The following is a 17,998-nucleotide window of genomic DNA, read 5'->3' on the forward strand; positions in this document are numbered from 1 at the left end:
CACCCACCCCCGGCGAGGGCTCCCCGGGCGGGGAGCCCTACGCCATCGCGTCGAGCCGGTCCATCGTGTGCTGGATCAGGCTCACCAGCACCGTCTTGGCCGACTCGCGGTCACGCGCGTCGCACAGCACCAGCGGGATCGCGGCGTCGACGTCCAGCGCGCGCCGGACCTCGTCCACCCCGTAGTTGTGCGCGCCCTCGAAGCAGTTCACCGCGATGATGAACGGGATGCCGCGCCGCTCGAAGAAGTCGATCGACGGGAAGCTGCTGTCCAGCCGCCGCGTGTCGACCAGGATCACCGCGCCGATCGCGCCGAAGGCCAGTTCGTCCCACATGAACCAGAAGCGGTTCTGGCCCGGGGTGCCGAACAGGTACAGCACCACCTCCGGGTTGATGGTGATGCGGCCGAAGTCGAGGGCGACCGTGGTCGTCTCCTTGGACTCCAGGCCGAGCACGTCGTCGACGCCGACACCGGCCTCGGTCAGCAGCTCCTCGGTGTGCAGCGGCGGTATCTCGCTGACCGAGTTGACCATCGTCGTCTTGCCGGTGCCGAAGCCACCGGCGATGACGATCTTGACTGGGGTGGGTACGAGGAGTTCCCCACCCGGCCGCTCAGATTCCACGGACACCGTCCAACACCGCCTGTAGCAGGTTCCGGTCCGGCACCTGCGGGACTCGGGAAGGGTCTCGGATCACGACGTCACCGCGTTGGATGAGGTCGCTCAACAGCACCTTGACGACGACCAGCGGCACGTCGAGGTAGGCGGCGACCTCCGCGACGGACAGCGGGCGGCGGCACAGCTCCATGATCTCCATGTGCTCGACCGACAGCGCGTCCGGGTCCGACGGGGACGGCATCGCGCGCACCTGCGTCACCAGGTGCAGCTCCGGCCGCAACGGGCGGGTCCGGCCGCGCACCATCGCGTACGGGCGGACCAGCGGCCCCGCGGCCTCGTCGTACCACCAGTCCTCGCGGCCCGCCATCAGGAGGACCTTCGAGCGGCGGGCAGGCTCGCCGCGGTCGTGCCGCGCGGCGCCGACGACAGGTACGTGCCGACCCGCTTGACCAGCATGTTCATCTCATAGGCGATCATGCCCATGTCGGAGTCCTCTTCGCCCAGGACCGCCAGGCAGGCGCCGTGGCCCGCGGCGGTGACGAAGAGGTAGGCGTGCTCCATCTCGACGATGGTCTGCCGCACCGCGCCGCCGCCGAAGTGCCGGCCGGTGCCGCGGGCCAGGCTCTGGAACGCCGACGCCATCGCGGACAGGTGGTCCGAGTCGTCCTTCGAGAGCCCTGGTGAACGGCCCAGCAGCAGGCCGTCGGCGGAGAGGACCACCGCGTGTCGCGCTCCGACCACCCGGCCGACCAGGTCCTCCAACAACCAGTTCAGTTCGTTGTGCTGGCTGGTCATGTCGTTCATCGGGTTGCCCTTCCGGTTTCCAGTCGTCCGGCCACTGCTGCTGATCAGGGTTCGAGGTCGTCGGCGGGTGTCCGACGGGCGTCACGCGTGCCCCGTTGGAACGCCGCCAGGCCCTTGCGGACCTTCTCCGCGGACTTCTCGGGATCGACCTCGGGGAGCGGTTCGGGCGAAGGGTGGAAATCGTTGCGCACCAACTGGGGCGCCAGGTTCTGCTGGCGGCGCCTGCGTGGCAGTTCGGGTCGGTCGGCGGCGCCGTTGGCCGACTCCGGCTCATCGGCGGGCCACTCGGCGGTGGCCCGCTTCCGCTGCGGGAGCTCCAGCTCGCCGCTGCGCTGCGACAGGTCCAGCCCGCCGCTCAGTCGTTCGACCTCGGGGAGGGGATCGGAGCTGACCGCGGCCTCGGCCTGCGCCCAGAACCCCTCGAGGTCTCGGGAACCGTCGGGAAACCTGGCGTCTCGCACTGAGTTGTCGCCCTGCTCCGGGATGTCGTGGAAGGTGCGGCGCGGTAGCTGCCGGGTCTCGGCGGGCTCCGTGGCCGTGGTGGGGCCCGCGACGATCGCGGACGGGATGAGGACCATCGCCAGCGTGCCGCCGTAGGGCGAGTCGCGCAGCTCGACGTGGACACCGCGGCGGGCGGCCAGTCGGGCGACGACGAACAGGCCGAGCCGCGACTCGCCGCGCAGGCGCATCGCGTCGAACTCCGGCGGGTCGGCCAGCATCGCGTTGTGCTGCTCCCGGTCCTCGGGGTTGATGCCGAGCCCGTGGTCCTCGATCTCGACCACGATGCCCTGGGGCACCTCGCTCGCGTGCACCTGCACCTGGGACCTCGGCGAGGAGAACGCGGTGGCGTTGTCCACGAGTTCGGCGATCAGGTGGATGGTGTCCGCGACGGCCGCGCCGACCAGCGCGGTGTCCGGGACCGGGTTGACCTTGACCCGGACGTACTGCTCGGTCTCGGCGACCGCGGCGCGCAGCACGTCGAGCAGGCGGACGGGCTTGCGCCACTGCCTGCCCGGCTGCTCGCCGGCGAGGATGATCAGGTTCTCCGCGTTGCGGCGGGCCCGGGTGGCGAGGTGGTCGAGCTGGAACAGCGCGTCCAGCTGCTCCGGGTTCTCCTCCTCGCGCTCCAGCTTGTCCAGGATCTTCAGCTGGCGGTGCACCAGCCCCTGGTTGCGGTGCGCGATGTCGAGGAAGACCCGGTTCACGCCCTCGCGGGCCTGGCTCTCCTTCACGGCCGCGGCGACGGCGGTGTACTGGGCGGCGTTGAACGCGTCGGCCACCTGGCCGATCTCGTCGCTGCCGTAGTCCAGCGGCGGCACCTCGACCTCCACGTCGACGTGCTTGCCCTCGCGGAGCCGGTCGACGATGTCGGGCAGCCGCTCGTGCGCCAGGGTCAGCGAGTCCTTCTTCAACGCCGTGAGGCGGGTGATCAGGGCGCGGTTGACCAGGCGGTTCGACGTGCGGATCGCGATCAGGATGCCGATGATCACGGCGAGCAGCGCGACCAGGCTGCCGATCAGCACGGTGCGGAACTTGCTCTCACCGCGCGACATGGTGACGCCCACCGCGCTCGACGCCTGCTCGCTGACCAGCGCCGTCAGCTCGTCCGAGATCGGGCCGCTGACGTTCTGCCACTCCTGCAGCGACCCGGCGTTGGACGGCTTCGGGCCGTTCTGGATCAGCCTGCCCTCGAACTCGACCAGCCGCTTCCACTGGTCGCCCTCGATCATGAACTGGTAGTGCTCGCGCACCTCGGGCCGGGCGTAGGGGGCGATCGAGTCGTACGAGGAGTGGTAGGCGCCGACCAGGTTGGCGAACTCGATGTGCTCCTCGGGCGAGAACTGCCCGGCGGCCAGGGCGCTCGACGCGAGCGACGTGGCGCGGGACATCCAGTCGGCCGCCTTGAAGTACTCGGTGGCGGTGATGGCGCCCTTGACGGACTCGTGGTCGGGCACCACGCGGGCCTGCACGCTGAACAGCGCGTCACCGGCGTCGAGGAGGCTGTTGTAGTACGTGTAGATCTCGGTCTTGGACGCCCGGTCGGCTTCGAGGGCGGCGCGGCGCTGCGGCAGCTGGTCCAGCAGCACGTTCAGCGCGTTGATCTTCTCGACGATCTCCGGCGGCGCCTGCTCGGCCAGCTCGGTGAACGCCGTGCGCATCTCCTCGACCGCCCGGTCCGTCTCCTCCTGCTGGACCTCCAGGTCGCTGGTGCCGCGGTCGGGCTGGCTCAGCGCCGTCATGCTCAGCTCGCGCTCCTTCTGCAGCGCGGCGAAGGTCTGCACGGCCGGGATCGAGGCGTCCTTGACGCCGACGGCGACGGCGCGCAGGTAGAAGCCGTCGAACAGGGTGTACGACGAGAACAGCGCCCACATGATGAGCAGGACGATGCTGGGGACGACGACGACGCCGGTGAGTCGCGACCGAATCGTCTTGTAGTTCGTCTCCGTGGTGCTCTTCTGCTTCACAGCGCTCCGCAGCCTCGTCCGTTGCCAGGTCAGGCGCAGCACTAGGACCGCTGACTCTTCTTCACCCGATCGGCGATGGAACGGTAACACCCGAAGATCATTATTACGAAGAGGCAGCGATCACTTGCGCGACGCGACGATGAGGTTACCCAGTCGAGTGATGCCCCGAACAGGGGGCCGATGTGAACTTCTTGGCATCGGCCCCCCGACTTTCACGCCTTCGGGACCGATACGGCGTCGTACGTCGTCGTGGGCGTGGGCGGGGTGGTGAACCGGGCGTTCGGCAGGTAGAGCCGGTTGGCGAACGCGGCGACCGTCGTCGGCACGTCGAACCGCTCATCGGTGATCTTTGTCACCAGGGTCCCGCTCGACCCGTCCCGGGACAGCGAGAACACCGCCACGGTGTTCAACCGGTTCTGCACGACGTAGAGCGTGCGACCCTCGACCAGCAACCCGTCTCCGCTGGTCAGCACCTCGCCGCCCAGGTCGACCAGGGTCGTGCGGCCGGACCTCGGGTCGACCCGGTGCAGTTGGCCGGTGTTGCTCTGGACGATCAACAGGGACTTCCCGTCAGGCGTCTCCGCGATGCCGTTGGCGTTGTTCACGCCGGGCGTGAGGACGAAGTCGCCGGACAGCGGAATCCCGACGTGCGACTCGGACAAACCGCCGCGCCGACCGAAGTCGACGCGATAGAGCACCGCCTTGCGCGAGTCGGTGAAGTAGGCGGCGCCGTCGGTGATCACCACGTCGTTGACGAAAGTGTCCGAGTCCGAGGCGAACCGGTACGACTTGAGGATTTCTCCACTTCGCGCGTCGACCACCCGTCCGTCACCACCGGCGCCACCGGCGACGAACAACCTCTTCCGCCGATCGACCTTCAACCCGACCGAAGCCGTCCCGGGCCCCTGGCTGAACACCTCCCCGCGCCCCGTGCGGAGATCGACCCGGAACAGGTCCCCGTCCGCCCGCGACCCGAAGTAGGCGACCGGCGCCCCGCCGATCGCGATGCCCTCCGGCAGGAAGCCGTCGGGCAGGGGGAAGTCGGTCGGGAACGGGTGCGCTTGCGCTGCGGCGGCGGGCGCGGCGGTGACCAGGGAGACCCCCAGCACCACGGCGGCCAGCGCACCGAGTGTGCGAGACATGACCACTCCTCTTCGCTCGTGAACTCGCTCGTGAAACGTCTCCGAGTGTCGCGCAGTGGTCAGCGCGCGCCTGGGCTCCGACAGCTGATCGACAGGACCTTGGACCACGCGCCCACAGTCCCGGAGTTGCCGCAGCAACTCCGGGACTGTGGCACGGCGTCAGGCGCCGCGGTTCACAGGACCTCTGGCGACGCCGTTGATCGACCAGTAGTCGGTCTCATCGGCGTTGATCGACCAGTAGTGGGCCCCGATCGGGTTTGCCGCCATCCCCAGAAGGGTGAGGGAGACGAAGACCCGCTTCACTCGAAGGAACACGATCGATTCCGTTGCCTTCCGCTAATCATCCTTGACCCCCGGCCAACGCCGGAGGTGCGGGAATCCTGGCAGAGCGCTGCTCAGGCTCCCCAATAGGGGTGGAATCGCGCAGGTAGTCCAGATGATCGAAGGCGGGCACGAACCCAGCCACTATCGAGTGATCTCGAGGCCGGAGGGCTACCTCGCTGGTCAGCAGCGGCAAGCCAGCCCGACCGAGACGACTCCTAACGTCGCAAGATACACCCATCCGGATGGTCACCGAAAGTGATCGGACCAGCGGTATGTGCCCCACTCGTGCAGATTGTTCGTCACCCGATCCCTCAAGCGCACACCCAGGCGACATCGACCCTAAAATTGCGGTCTACTCGGTGTTACCCAACCGGATGTCCGTCTTGGTGGCAATGCCCGAGCGAGCGCGTTCGCGCGCTAGGCCGCTTCACCGAGCCTCGCGCTCCATTTCAGGGTGCCCGTCCGTCGACCCCGACGGCTGATGCGGACTCCGCGACGCGGGGACGGTGCGCTCGCCGTCGAACGGGTCGAGCCTCGCCGCCACTGCCGCGGCCCTCGGGTCACCGGCGTCGGCGAAGATCTTGAACGCCTGCGCCCAGCCCTCCAGGGCTGCCGCCCGCGCCTTCGCCGCCCACCTCAGCTCACCGAGCAGGACCAGCGCTTCAGCCTTCGACCTGGAGTTCCCGACGCGGTCGTAGAGCTCGACGGCTCGGCGCGCGCCGTAGGTCGCGCCGAGCAGGTCACCGCCGTCCCGCCGGATCGTCGCCAGGACTTCGCAGGCGTGCGCTGCCACTGCCTGGTCCCTGGTGCGCATGTGCAGGCTGATCGCTCGGTTGACATAGTCCTCAGCGGTGCGCAGCTCGCCCTGCCGCCGGTGGAGCTCGGCCAGTTCTCCGAGGGTGTCCGCCTGACCGGCCAGGTTGCCAAGCCGCTCGCGCAGGTCCAGCGCCCGGTGGAACAGCTTCGCGGCGTCCACGCGGTTGTTCCGGTCCATCGCCACCACGCCCAACCGGTGCAGGGTTCCCGCCTCCAGGTCGCCATAGGCCACTTCGCCGACGATGCTCAAGACCTCTTGGTAGCGAACGACTCCGTCGTCGATCCTGCCTTCGGCGACGTCGACGCGTGCCAGCAGGTGCAGCGACACCGCGATGCCGTGCCCGCTGCCGATCGACCTGGCCATCAGGTGCGCGCGGTGGAAGTGCTTGCGCGCTTCGAGGAACGCGGACTGCTGGAAGTACACCAGGCCGAGGTCGTTGTACGCGGCGGCCTCCGCGTCGCCGTCGTCCTCCAGTTGCGCCGAGCCGACCGCGAGCGTGAGGACGGCTCGGGCCTCTTCGTAGTAGCCGCACCTCCGGAACATGTCGCTGAGCACGTGGGCCATCCGGCACACGCGGGAGTGCATGCCCCGACGCGAGGCCAGGTCGATGACCGCGCAGAGGTTGGCCCGCTCTTCGATGAACCAGTCCTGCGCCCCGCGGTCGTGGTCGAAGTCGAGTGGCAAGACGCCCGCTACCGGATCACCGACCGCGACGCCGCCGCGATACGGGAAAGCCACCGAGTCCGCCGCCTTCGCGGTGTGCAGGAAGAAGTCGACGAGTCGGTGTTCGGCGAGATCGCGCTCCTGCTCCGCTTCGTCCGCTCGCGCGCACTCCTCGGCGTAGTCGCGCAACAGGTCGTGGAAGCGGTACCGGTACAGGGAACCGGGCTGTTCGAGGAGGTGCGCCGACGCCAGCAGTTCGAGGCAGTCCAACGCGATCGACTTGGTCGTGCCGAGGATCGCGGCCACCGCGTCGATGCTCAGGTCCGGTCCGGGATGCAGGCCGAGCAGTCGGAACGCCCGCCGGTCCTGTGTCGACAGCATGCGGTAAGACCACGAGAACACCGTCTTGAGGCTGATGTCCCCACCGGCGCCGTGGTTGCCGAGGTTCAACAGCCGGCGCTCGTCCCCCAGTCGCGCCACGAACTCAGCGAGCGCCGCGCCGGGGCTCGCCGCGATGCGGTGGGCGACGATCTCCATGGCCAGCGGCAGACCACCGCACAGGACGCCCAGGTCCTCCACCGCGTATCTGTCGCGCACCGCCCGGTCGCCGATCCGCGCTTCGAGCATCCGGGCCGCTTCCGACGGGCCGAGGGGTTCCACCGGGAATGCGCGCGGGCCCAGACCCGGCAACCGGTTGCGGCTCGTGACCAGGACGGTGCAGTCGCGCAGCAACGGGAGCAGTGGGGCGACTTGAGGTAGCCCGCGCACGTTGTCCAAGACCACGAGCGCCCGGCGGTCCTGCAAGGTCGACTCCAGCAGCCGCGCCCGCCGCTCGGTGGTGGTCAAGTGGTCCACGTCGATGCCCAGTGCTTCGAGAAAGCGATCGACTACGACGCTCGCGTCCAGCGCCCTGTCCGCCGCGAACCCCTTCAGGTCGCAGTGCAGCGCGCCATCGGGAAACGAGTCGGCCACCCGGTGTGCCCAGTGCAGCGCGAGTGCCGTCTTGCCGACACCCGCCGCACCGTGCAGCAGGACGACACCGGGCCGGGGTTCGCCCCTGGCGCACCCCGTCACCGCGTCGATCTTGGCGAGCAGGGCGTCGCGTCCCACGAAGCCCTCGACGTCGTGGGGCAACCGCCGCGGCGCGGCGGCACTTCGGCCGGACGCCCGTGTTTCCACGCGTGCCGGCTCGGCCAAGCCCTCGTAGAACTTCTTGAGCGTCGCCGCGGCAGCGTCTTCGAACTCGTCTTGGAGACGACGGCGCATGGCGTAGTAGTAGGCGTCCATCTCGCTGCGCAGGTACAGGCCGCGCATGGCTTCCAACCTGCGCATCACCAGCGGCAGGTAGGCCGAGTCGGCGACCGGAAGGCCGTCGATGTGCCCGATCACGCCTCGGAAGTCGTTGTCCGCCAGGAGCTTCACGCACAACGCGTTTTGCATCGGCAGCCAGGTGTTCTCATGGGCCTGGCGACGCCACGCCCGCGCCGGTTCGCCAGGGAGGTCGGCGAGTGGGCTGTCGCCTGCCCAGTACTCCATCGCCTGACGGATCACCCGAAGCGCGTCCCGCGGCTCCGGGACGTCCCGTGACCGGTCGAGCAGCCGGGTCGACAGGAAGTAGTCGACATTCGTCCGAACAGCGGTCAGGCGGTAGCCCCCTTTTCGATTGTCCAATTCCACGCCGGCATTCATCAATTCCAAGGCATGCCTGATCCGACCGGAGTAGTTGTAGAACGTCTGCGCCAGGTTCCGGGGCAGCTTGTCATCTTCGGCCCACATCCACTCAACCAACTCGGAAGTGGTGAACCAGCTGCCTGGACTGGTCAACAGCACCCCGAGCATCCCTCGTGCCTTCGGCGTCGCCCAGCTCTTGTCCAACCGGAAACCGATGCGCAGCCGCGTCTCACCCAAGATCGAGAACAAGCAGGTCACAGCGCCACCCCTCGCTGACGTCCAGTCGGAGTCTGGCGCAGGGCGCAGCCAACGGGCAATTACTGTTGCGAGATCGCTATTCGAGTCCTGACAGAGGTTCGACAGGTACCGGACAGGTCAGCCCGCAATATTGCGGAACCGCCCGCGCAAGTCCGCCTTGAACAGCGGGTAGAGGATTCTGGAAGACCTCAGCGCAGTGCTCCGACAGAGTCGTCGGCGATTCTCGTGCCAACTGTTCGAGCGGCATGATCGGAGGCAACGTGACTGGAGATGCGTGGACGAATGGGCCGATCGGCTTAGGCGCAATGAGCCGGGTGACCAGGACCGGGTGCAAGTCGGTGTTGGCGGTGGTGCCGCACGTGGTGGCGGGAACGCGGCTGGTGGACCTGTTGCCGTTGCTGGAGGCCGACCACCGGGTGCAGGTCCTGTTCACGGTGGAGGGCTCGGTGCACGGGACGGCCGAGTTCGTGCGCGCGCTCGGCGGTCACGTCGTGCCGTGGGAGCAGGCGATCCGGCACCGGTTCGACCTGGTGCTCGCGGCGAGCTTCCGCGGGCTCGACCGGCTGCACGGCGAGGTGCTGGTCGTGCCGCACGGCGCGGGCGCGCTGAAGTCCCGGGCGAAGCCGCGACGGCACGGCGTGGTGCCGTCGCACGGCCTGGCGCGCGAGCAGCTGGTCCGGGACGGCCGTGTGGTCGCCGCGGCGATCGCGCTCTCCCACCGCGACGAGCTGGACGCGCTGCGGGAGTCGTGCCCCGACGCCGAGCCGGCCGCCGTGGTGGCCGGTGACATCTGCCTGGACCGGATGGTCGCGAGCACGCCGTACCGGGAGCACTACCGGCGGGCGCTGGGTGTCGCGGCGGACCGGCGGTTGGTCACCGTCTGCTCGACCTGGACGCCGCACTCCACGTTCGGGGCGCACATCGGGCTCTACCGGGAGCTACTGGCCACGGGGTGCTCGGTGGCCGCCGTGCTGCACCCGAACGTCTGGAGCGTGCACGGCGCCCGGCAGGTGCGCGCCTGGCTGCCTGAAGGGCTGCTGGTGATCCCGCCCGAGGAGGGGTGGCGTGCCGCGGTGGTGGCGGCGGACGTGGTCGTCGGGGACCACGGGTCGTGCACGCAGTACGCGGCGGCGTTGGGCAAGCGGGTGCTGGTCGTGCCGCAGCCCGGTGGTGTGCTGCGCGAGGGCAGTCTGGCCGACCTCGTGTACCGGCTCGCGCCGGTGATCGACCCGCGACGCCCCTCGCTCGACGAGGCCGCCGCGGTGCCCGGCGTGGCGGAGGCGATCAGCTCGTGCCCCGGACGGGCCGGCGCGATCCTGCGGCGCACGATGTACCGCCTGATGGGCCTGTCCGAGCCCGCGCGAGCGGTGCCCGTGTCGCCGGTGGCGGTGCCCCGTGTGGTGGGGTGAGTGGCAGCCGGAGGCGGCAGGCGTCTGGCGGGTCGTCGGAGGGCCTTGGGAGGGGTTCCTGGTCGCCGAGGACGGCGTGGCCACCGAGCGCTGGCTCTCGGTGGCCGACGCGGTCGTCTACCCGGACGAGCGCGACCGGACGCGTTCGGGCACCGGTTGCCCGAGCCGGGTGTACGCCGCCGCCGCGGCCCGCACGTGGTCCTGCTCCTGCTGTCGGTCCCCCCGGCGGGCGGCGACGTCGGCCGACAGCAACAACGCGTCGGCGATGTAGTCGGGCGACTTCGTCTCCGCCAGCACGGGCAGCGCGGCGTCCAGCAGCAGCGCCGCGTCGTCCACCCGGTCCAGCGCGAGGGTCGGCACGGCCCACGCGGTGCGGATGCGGGCCAGTTCCAGCACCTGGCCCAGCTCCGCCATGATCGCGGCCGCGTCGGCGAACGCGGTCAGGGCTTCCTCGTGCCGCCCCAGGTCGGTCAGCGCCTCGCCGATCCTCCGGTGCGCCAGCGCTTCACCACGCCGCCTGCCCACCGCGGCCTCCACGTGGAGTGAGCGGCGGAAGTACTCCAGCGCGTCCTCCGGATCACCCTGGTTCCGGGAGATCCGGCCCAACTGCCGCAACGCGGTGGCGACCGACGCGAGATCACCCGCGCCCTCGGCCAGCTCCAGTGCGCGCGAGGCTTCGCGGGACGCGTCGTCGGACCGTCCCACGTTGAGGTAGCCGATCGCGAGCTGCATGCGCAGCCGGGCCTCCGCGACGGCGTGGTGGTCGAGCCTGGCGGCGTCCGCGCCGACTTCGAAGGCGGAGATCCAGTCGGCGAAGTGGTGCCGGTGGAGGAAGAAGGTGAACATGGTCTCGGCGACCTGCCACGCCAGTGCGTGCCACCCGCGTTCGGCCGCCTCGCGGATGGCCGTGACGAGGTTCGAGCGTTCCGCCTCCAACCAGTCCAGGGCGGGTGCGACGTGGTCGAACACCGTGTCGGCGGACTCGTAGCGCGGTCCGACGCGGGGGCGGTCCGGCGCCACCGCGAGGTCGGCGGCGATCGCCCGGTCCAGGTACCACAGGACGATGCGGCGCACGGCGGCGTCACCTCCGTCCCCCGACGCCTGCTCCGCGTGCCGACGGGCGTGCAGCCGCAACAGGTCGTGGTAGCGGAAGCGCTCGTCACCGACCTCGCCGAGCAGGTTCTTCTCCACCAGGTCGGACAGGACCGGCTCGACGTCCTCCGGAGCCTCGTCCACCGCCGCGGCCGCGACCTCGACGCCGAAGGACGCGCCGGGGTGCAGGGCGCACAGGCGGTAGGCCCTCGCGTGCCTGGGCGGCAGTTCCAGGTAGGACACGTCGAACACCGCCTCCACCGACACCCCGTCCCCCAGGGTCAGGGAACCGAGGCGTTCCGCCCGCAAGGACCCGACCTCCTTCGACAACGAGCGCCGGGGGTGGGTGGACAACCTGGCTCCGACGACGGACAGCGCGATGGGCAGACCGGCGCACAGGTGGGCGAGTTCTCGCGCGGCGTCGGGTTCCGACGTGACACGCGTGCCGACGGCCCGTTCCAGCAACTCCAGCGAGGAGTTCTCGTCGAACGACTCGACCTCCACGAACCGGGCGCCGTCCACCGCGAGACCGCCGAGCCTCCACCGGCTGGTGACGACGACGGCGCTGCGAGGTGATGTCGGCAGCAACGGCCGGACCTGGGTCGCGGAGACCGCGTTGTCCAGCAGCACCGAGATCGACCGGTCGGCCGTCAACGAGCGGAACGCCGCCTGTCTTCGCGCCAGGCCCCACGGGATCTCGACGGCGGGCACGCCCAACGCCAGCAGGAACCACTCCAGCACCTCGTCGGGCGTCGTGGGTTCGTCACCGGTCCGGGCCGCGAGGTCGACGTACAGCTGCCCGTCCCGGAACGTCGTCCGGGAGTCGTGCAGCCAGCGCAACGCCAGCGAGGTCTTGCCCACTCCCCCCGGGCCGCTCACCACGACGACCAGCGGATGCCCCTCGTCCTCCGAGAGCCAGCCGTTCAACGCGGCGAGTTCCTTCCCCCGGCTGGTGAACAGCCTCGGCGACGGCGGCAGTTGGTACGGGATCGCCTGTTGTCGCTCTTGGCCGTGGAAGTGCACCTCCCCGACGCTGCCCGCCTGGACCACCGGTCCGTAGCTCGTGCCCGACATGGAATTGTCGCCGGCTCGCTGCAACGCGCACCCCTCCCCTGGCCTTCCTCCCACAGCAGCAGATGGCAGGTGGTCCCACAACGCACACGAGGGTGACATCACGGGATTCCCGAAGAGCGTGGAAAGACAGGGGTACGGCGTTGATAACGAAACAGTAACGGTCAGGTCGCGGACCGGGCGCGGTACGTATGCCACTGTGTCCGCCGCCCACCGGCGGTCGGGGTTCAACGCACACATGCGCGTACCTACGACGAGGTGACACATCCATGACGCGAAACCAGGGGCGGCACCGCTTCTCGCGGCGCACGAAGCTGACGGCAGGCGTGACCGGGTTGGCGCTCACGATCGGCCTGGCCGTCGCGATCAGCACCGCGGGCGACCAGGGCACCGCCCAGGCGGACGGCGCCGACATCGCCCTGTTCGTGGACATCACGAAGCAGCGGCAGAACGTGAACGCCCCCAGGGCGCAGCGAGGGGCCAGCACCGGCACGTTCACCGTGGACTGCGGCCGCAACGAGAACGGCCACTTCAACCCGGACAACTTCATCGCGCAGCCGGGTGTCCGCAGCGGCGCCCAGCACCTGCACGACTACGTGGGCAACGTGTCGACCGACGCCGACTCCACCAACGAGAGCCTGCTGGAAGCCGACACCACCTGCAAGAACGGCGACAAGTCCACCTACTTCTGGCCGGTGATCCGGATCGACCGGGAGGACGAGGGCGAGGAGCCGGGCGAACCGGCCGCCGCCGAGGTCGAGTGCCCGGACGTCAAGCGCAAGCTGCGCAACGTGCCGCGCCAGGCCAAGGCCGAGGTCGACCGCAACCTCCAGGCGATGCGGGACCAGATCGCCGAGGCCAACGCCAAGCTGAAGGCCGCGGCGAACGTGGACGACCCGGACTTCGTCAACAACGCCGTGCTGCGGCCGTTGCGGGACAAGCGGACCGCGTCGATCGACCGCATCGTCCAGGCCATCGACCGGGTCGGCCAGCGCCCGCGCTGGCTCAGGAGGCTCGCGCCGTGCACGGTGAAGGACGGCGACGCCAACGACGCCAAGGTCGCCGAGGCGGCACGGGAAGCCGAGGCCGACGCGCCGGAGAAGGGTGACGGCAAGAGCGCCAGCGACGAGAACGAGCTGCCCGGCAACGAGGGCGAGATCCAGCGCCCCGAGGTCGTGGACATCACCTTCCGCGGCAGCCCGGTCGGCAAGGTCCAGGCGATGCCGCAGTTCCTCCGCGTCCTCTACGGCGACGCGAAGGTGTCCACGAACGGGCCGAAGAACGCCCGCAACTCCTGGACCTGCACCGGGTTCGAGGACAGGGTGCTGATGGACAAGTACCCGATCTGCCCGGAGGGCAGCAAGGTCAAGCGCGTCCACGACTTCGCCAGCTGCTGGGACGGCCAGAACACCGACAGCGCCAACCACCGCGACCACATCGTCTACCCGGACGGGAGCGGCAGGTGCCCGCGCGGCTTCAAGGCCGTGCCGCAGCTGCGGATCAGCCTGACCTACGACATCCCGCGCGACGTCCAGGTCGCCGGGAAGTACGCGGTGGACGCGTTCCCGCAGGAGGAGCACAACCCGTTCTCCGACCACGACGACTTCGCCAACGTCATGTCCGAGGAGATCATGAACCGGCTGGTGCAGTGCGTGAACTCCGGCCGCCGGTGCAAGGAGTGACGGTCACCGACCTGGCAGTCGCGGTCGGAGAGTTCCGGCCGCGGGACGGCGTCCGACGCTTGTCCTCTGGCAACGGGTGAGGTGAGGAAGAGAGCCGTCCCCGACCCGCGCGGCGGCCGGTCGGGGACGGCCCGTTCCCAGCTTGTTTCACTTCCGGCGCGACGAGGTAACCCCGGGAAGTCTTGATCACTGGGGAGGTTTTCATGGCGCGCATCCGCCCGTCCAAGCCGATGGCGGTCTTCGGAGCGGTGGTCGGCGTGGCGATCCTGGTCTTCGGGCTCGTCAACTTCCCGCTGGACCGGCCGTTCATCTGGCTGTGGCTCGTCGTCGGCGTCGGCGTCATCGGGTTCAACCTGTGGGCGGCGTTCGGCCGGAACGGCGCCACCCAGGTGGTCGAAGAAGACCGCCGCTAGCCGGGGACGGCGGCGTCACGACCCGGCCGACTGGAAGTGCCAGATCACCATCGCGGGCGAACCCGCGCCGGCGGCGTGCTTCGCGGCGGGCACCAGGTCGGCCAGGCACCACGGCCACAGCTCCCAGGGCCTACCGCCGGGAACGGACTCGCCGGGTCCGGCGGCTGAGCCGGTCGCGCGACCGGCAGGAGCGGTTCCTCGCAGCGGCGCACGTGCAGCCCCACCGGCAGCGCGGCACGCAGGTAGTCCCCGACCAGGTGGCGGTACGCGCTCAGGCGGCCGGGTCTGCCGTCCGGGCCGCGGACGGTGGGGTTCGAGCCCTGCGCCACCCGTTCGGGGTGCAGGTCGGAGACGACCAGGTGCCCGCCCGGCCGCAGGACCCTGGCGAACTCCGCCATGACCGGCTTCAGGTCGGGCACGTGGGTCAGCGCCAGCGCGCACACGACCAGGTCGACCTCGGCGTCCGCGACCGGGAGCCGGTGCAGGTCGCCGGGCCGGAACTCGGCCTGCCGCACCCGATCGCGCGCCCGCGCGAGCATGTCCGGCGAGCCGTCCACCCCGATGACGCGGTGGCCGCGCCCGACCAGGAACTCGGCGTGCCGACCGGTCCCGCACGCGGCGTCCAGGGCAACGCCCACGGGCAGCGGGTCGACGATCTCCCTCACCACGGGCCCGTCGACGTCGAAGGCCGAGTTGGGTTGGTCGTACGTCGCCGCCCACAGCCGGTAGCCCTCGACCGCGTCGATCCGGTCGACTTCCACGGCGGCGTCCGCCAACGCCTCGTCGGCGAGCACCTTGCGGATCTCGGCGATCCGCGCCTCCACGAAGTCGCGGTCGAACTCACCGGTGAACGCCCGCATCAACGCGATGCCCTCAAGCCCGAGCAGGTACGCACGCGGGTCCTCGTAGATCACCCGTCGGAGGCTAACGACGCGCCGCCGACAGGGCGACCGACTTACCGGGCCGAGGACTCGTCCGCTCAATCGCCGGTGGCTGCGGACTCGTCCGCCCGGTCACCGGTGGGCGCGGCCTCAGCCCGCCTGCAGCGCCAGGTACAGGTCCACCCGTTCGGCGAAGTTCGACAGGTCCACGCCCAGCAGGTCCTCGACCCGCCCCACCCGGTAGCGCAGCGTGTTCACGTGGACGTGCAGGCGGGCGGCGGCGGTGGTCCACGAGCCCGAGCAGTCCAGGAACACGCGCAGGGTGCCGACGAGGTCCGAGCCGTGCTCGGCGTCGTAGTCCAGCACCGGGCCGAGCAGCCGTCGGCGCAGCGAGCGGCGCAGTTCCTCCGGCACGCCGGCCAGCAGCAGCTGGTGCAGGGCGATCTCCTCACCCGCCACGACGCACGTGCGCCCGGTCCGCCGCTCACCCAGCCTCCGGGCGTGCGACGCCTCCTCCGCCGCGCCGCGCAGCCCGGCGTGCCCGACCGGCGACGAGACGCCGACCAGGACCCTGGCCGACCGCAGCCCCGGCTCCAACGTCCGCAACGCCGACCGGACGCCCTCGACCCACGACCCGGACGGCGCGAGCGCGTACACCTCCTCGCCCACGGCAGCCACCAGGAACCGCGGCACGACCGCCGCCAGCACCTCCTCCACCAGCGCGACGGCGTGCTCGGCCTGCCCGTCCGACACCGACGCCGCCAGCACCCGCAACGGCGCGTCCGGGTCCCACCCGACCGCCGCCACCCGCGCGGCGAGGTCGCCACCGGACAGCACCTGCCGCAGCAGCGGCCCGGCCGCGCGGTTCTCGATCTCCCTCCCCTGCACGACCCGCGCCCGCTCCACGCCGACCAGGCTGGCCAGCTCGGCGGCGACCTCGTCCTGCGTCCGGTCGCCCGAGACGACGAGGATCCACCCGGTCAGCCGGGAGCCACCGCGCGCCGACACCGGCAGCACCGTCGTGCCGCGCACCGCCTTGGGCAGCCGGTCGGCCGACAGGAACTCGCGGACCAGCTCCGCCGCGTCGGGCAGCTCCGGCCCGGCGACCACGTGACCCGTGCACGACAGCACCCAGCACGGCGCGCCCAGCTCCGCCGCACCCGCAGCGACCAGCTCCGACAGCCCACCGCCCTCCGCGACCACGGTCAGCAGCCGGCGGTGCCTGCCGAGCAGCACGCCCGCGTCGCCCACCCGCTCGGCCGCCAGCTCCAGCACCACGCGTTCGGTGATGACCGCGAACGACAGGTCGACCGGGACCTCCAGCAGCGGAACCCCGTGCCGCTCGCACGCCTCGACCAGGGCGACCGGCAGATCACCGACCTCGGGCGGGCTGGCCGCCAACGCGGCCACCCCCGACGCCGCCAACGAGGCGACGAACTGCTCGCAATCAGCCGCCGCGCGGTGCCACAGCAGCCCGGAGAGCACCAGCTCGCCACCGGACAGGTAGCGGGCCGGGTCGGGCAGTTCGGTGCCGTAGAGCCTGGTCACGGGCCGGTCCAGCGCTTCGGCGCCGATCACCAGGCGGAGCCGGAGCTCCGGCATCCCGAGCAGGCTCCGAACCACCAACACCGGCGCCTCCCGCACGTCACCTCGGGCGTTCACCGTCGTCCGATGGTGTTTGTAGGAAAGCACAAAACCGTCCGCTGTAGGAGTCTGGGATTCATGCGTGATCGCCCTAGCCGATCCCCCTTCCGGATCTGTGTACTGGCGCACACACCGCCACCCACCCACCGAGGTAGCTGATGGATTTCCTCCGTCCCGACACCCTCGCCGAGGCGCTGACCCTCAAGGCGCAGCGCCCGGACGCGGTGCCCATCGCCGGCGGCACGGACGTGATGGTGGAGCTGAACTTCGACCACCGCCGACCCGCGGCCCTGCTCGACCTCACCCGGATCGCCGAACTCCGCGCCTGGGAGGTGGCCGGCGACGAAGGCCGGGGCGGCACGGTGCGCATCGGCTCCGGTGTCTCCTACACCCGGATCATCGAGGAGCTCGGCGAGCGCCTGCCCGGACTGGCGATGGCCTCCCGCACCGTCGGCTCGCCGCAGATCCGCAACCGGGGCACGGTCGGCGGCAACCTCGGCGCGGCCTCACCCGCCGGTGACACGCACCCGGTGCTGCTCGTCGCGGACGCCACTGTGGAGGCGGCTTCCACCAGGGGCACCCGGCTGATCCCGGCCACCGAGTTCTACCTGGGGGTGAAGCGCAACGCCCTGGAGCCGGACGAGCTGATCACCGCGGTCCACGTGCCCGCGACGGGCGCGCCGCAGCAGTTCGCCAAGGTCGGCACGCGCAATGCCATGGTCATCGCGGTGTGCTCGTTCGCCGTCGCCCTGCACCCGGCGCGGAACCTGGTCGCGGCGGCGGTCGGCAGCGCCGCGCCGACACCGCGCCGCGCGTCGGCGGCGGAGGAGTTCCTGTCCGCCGAGCTGACCTCCACGAGCCAGTGGGAGAAGCCGAAACCGCTGCTGGACTCGGTGAAGCGGCGGTTCGGCGCGCTCGTGGCGGAGGCCGCGAGCCCCATCGACGACGTGCGCGGCTCGGCCGCGTACCGCAAGCACGCCCTCTCCGTGCTGGCCCGCCGCACGCTCGACTGGGCCTGGCACGACTACACCGAGAAGGTGGCCTGA

Annotated in this window: 14 protein-coding genes; 4 read left to right on the forward strand and 10 right to left on the reverse strand. The window is 70.6% G+C overall.

Translation table 11 applies throughout. The features are described from left to right. Positions 1-37 precede the first annotated feature (37 nt). The 7 genes from AB0F89_RS29955 to AB0F89_RS29985 all read right to left on the reverse strand — a co-directional run bounded on the left by AB0F89_RS29955 (position 38) and on the right by AB0F89_RS29985 (position 8,760). Positions 38-622 (reverse strand): ATP/GTP-binding protein, encoded by a 585-nt coding sequence (locus tag AB0F89_RS29955; RefSeq protein ID WP_367139048.1) that lies wholly within the window; start codon positions 620-622, stop codon positions 38-40. Then, on the reverse strand, positions 612-983 hold the full coding sequence (locus tag AB0F89_RS29960) for a DUF742 domain-containing protein (RefSeq protein WP_053718070.1): 372 nt from the start codon (positions 981-983) through the stop codon (positions 612-614). The genes AB0F89_RS29955 and AB0F89_RS29960 overlap by 11 nt, the downstream gene beginning before the upstream one ends. Next, positions 983-1,420 (reverse strand): roadblock/LC7 domain-containing protein, encoded by a 438-nt coding sequence (locus tag AB0F89_RS29965; protein WP_211363642.1) that lies wholly within the window; start codon positions 1,418-1,420, stop codon positions 983-985. Before AB0F89_RS29965 ends, AB0F89_RS29960 begins: the two co-directional genes overlap by 1 nt. 44 nt (positions 1,421-1,464) lie before the next feature. After that, the gene (locus tag AB0F89_RS29970) at positions 1,465-3,885 is read right to left on the reverse strand and encodes a nitrate- and nitrite sensing domain-containing protein (protein WP_367128989.1); all 2,421 of its coding nucleotides are present in this window, start codon (positions 3,883-3,885) and stop codon (positions 1,465-1,467) included. 212 nt (positions 3,886-4,097) lie between these two features. Beyond that, entirely contained in the window at positions 4,098-5,027 is a 930-nt protein-coding gene (locus tag AB0F89_RS29975) for an SMP-30/gluconolactonase/LRE family protein (RefSeq protein WP_367128990.1), read from the reverse strand. Positions 5,028-5,186: 159 nt separating this feature from the next. Continuing rightward, on the reverse strand, positions 5,187-5,330 hold the full coding sequence (locus tag AB0F89_RS29980; RefSeq protein ID WP_367128991.1) for a hypothetical protein: 144 nt from the start codon (positions 5,328-5,330) through the stop codon (positions 5,187-5,189). 448 nt (positions 5,331-5,778) lie between these two features. Next, on the reverse strand, positions 5,779-8,760 hold the full coding sequence (locus tag AB0F89_RS29985) for a tetratricopeptide repeat protein (RefSeq protein WP_367128992.1): 2,982 nt from the start codon (positions 8,758-8,760) through the stop codon (positions 5,779-5,781). A gap of 305 nt (positions 8,761-9,065) precedes the next feature. Here AB0F89_RS29985 and AB0F89_RS29990 point away from each other — a divergent pair, with 305 nt between their 5' ends. Then, positions 9,066-10,169, forward strand: coding sequence for a hypothetical protein (locus AB0F89_RS29990; protein WP_367128993.1), 1,104 nt, complete (start codon positions 9,066-9,068; stop codon positions 10,167-10,169). A gap of 117 nt (positions 10,170-10,286) precedes the next feature. Here the strand turns inward: AB0F89_RS29990 and AB0F89_RS29995 are convergent, their stop codons facing one another. Beyond that, positions 10,287-12,335, reverse strand: coding sequence for an NB-ARC domain-containing protein (locus AB0F89_RS29995; protein ID WP_367128994.1), 2,049 nt, complete (start codon positions 12,333-12,335; stop codon positions 10,287-10,289). A gap of 266 nt (positions 12,336-12,601) precedes the next feature. On the opposite strand from AB0F89_RS29995, the gene AB0F89_RS30000 reads away from it, so the two are divergent. Then, positions 12,602-14,014 (forward strand): DUF1996 domain-containing protein, encoded by a 1,413-nt coding sequence (locus AB0F89_RS30000; RefSeq protein ID WP_367128995.1) that lies wholly within the window; start codon positions 12,602-12,604, stop codon positions 14,012-14,014. A 203-nt stretch (positions 14,015-14,217) separates the two neighbouring features. Then, on the forward strand, positions 14,218-14,427 hold the full coding sequence (locus AB0F89_RS30005; RefSeq protein ID WP_367128996.1) for a hypothetical protein: 210 nt from the start codon (positions 14,218-14,220) through the stop codon (positions 14,425-14,427). A 44-nt stretch (positions 14,428-14,471) separates the two neighbouring features. Here AB0F89_RS30005 and AB0F89_RS30010 read toward each other — a convergent pair whose 3' ends face one another. After that, positions 14,472-15,341, reverse strand: coding sequence for a class I SAM-dependent methyltransferase (locus AB0F89_RS30010; RefSeq protein ID WP_367128997.1), 870 nt, complete (start codon positions 15,339-15,341; stop codon positions 14,472-14,474). A 117-nt stretch (positions 15,342-15,458) separates the two neighbouring features. Then, positions 15,459-16,910, reverse strand: coding sequence for a PucR family transcriptional regulator (locus AB0F89_RS30015; protein ID WP_367128998.1), 1,452 nt, complete (start codon positions 16,908-16,910; stop codon positions 15,459-15,461). A gap of 200 nt (positions 16,911-17,110) precedes the next feature. On the opposite strand from AB0F89_RS30015, the gene AB0F89_RS30020 reads away from it, so the two are divergent. Then, entirely contained in the window at positions 17,111-17,998 is an 888-nt protein-coding gene (locus AB0F89_RS30020; protein WP_367129000.1) for a xanthine dehydrogenase family protein subunit M, read from the forward strand.

The sequence above is a fragment of the Saccharothrix sp. HUAS TT1 genome (assembly GCF_040744945.1).
Classification (GTDB): Bacteria; Actinomycetota; Actinomycetes; order Mycobacteriales; family Pseudonocardiaceae; genus Actinosynnema.

Excerpts from the sequence above, each read along its gene's own strand:
- AB0F89_RS29960 (WP_053718070.1), bottom strand. The coding sequence starts at position 983 with ATGGCGGGCCGCGAGGACTGGTGGTACGACGAGGCCGCGGGGCCGCTG.
- AB0F89_RS29965 (WP_211363642.1), bottom strand. The coding sequence starts at position 1,420 with ATGAACGACATGACCAGCCAGCACAACGAACTGAACTGGTTGTTGGAG.
- AB0F89_RS29975 (WP_367128990.1), bottom strand. The coding sequence starts at position 5,027 with ATGTCTCGCACACTCGGTGCGCTGGCCGCCGTGGTGCTGGGGGTCTCC.
- AB0F89_RS29990 (WP_367128993.1), top strand. The coding sequence starts at position 9,066 with ATGAGCCGGGTGACCAGGACCGGGTGCAAGTCGGTGTTGGCGGTGGTG.
- AB0F89_RS29995 (WP_367128994.1), bottom strand. The coding sequence starts at position 12,335 with ATGTCGGGCACGAGCTACGGACCGGTGGTCCAGGCGGGCAGCGTCGGG.
- AB0F89_RS30000 (WP_367128995.1), top strand. The coding sequence starts at position 12,602 with ATGACGCGAAACCAGGGGCGGCACCGCTTCTCGCGGCGCACGAAGCTG.
- AB0F89_RS30005 (WP_367128996.1), top strand. The coding sequence starts at position 14,218 with ATGGCGCGCATCCGCCCGTCCAAGCCGATGGCGGTCTTCGGAGCGGTG.
- AB0F89_RS30015 (WP_367128998.1), bottom strand. The coding sequence starts at position 16,910 with ATGCCGGAGCTCCGGCTCCGCCTGGTGATCGGCGCCGAAGCGCTGGAC.
- AB0F89_RS30020 (WP_367129000.1), top strand. The coding sequence starts at position 17,111 with ATGGATTTCCTCCGTCCCGACACCCTCGCCGAGGCGCTGACCCTCAAG.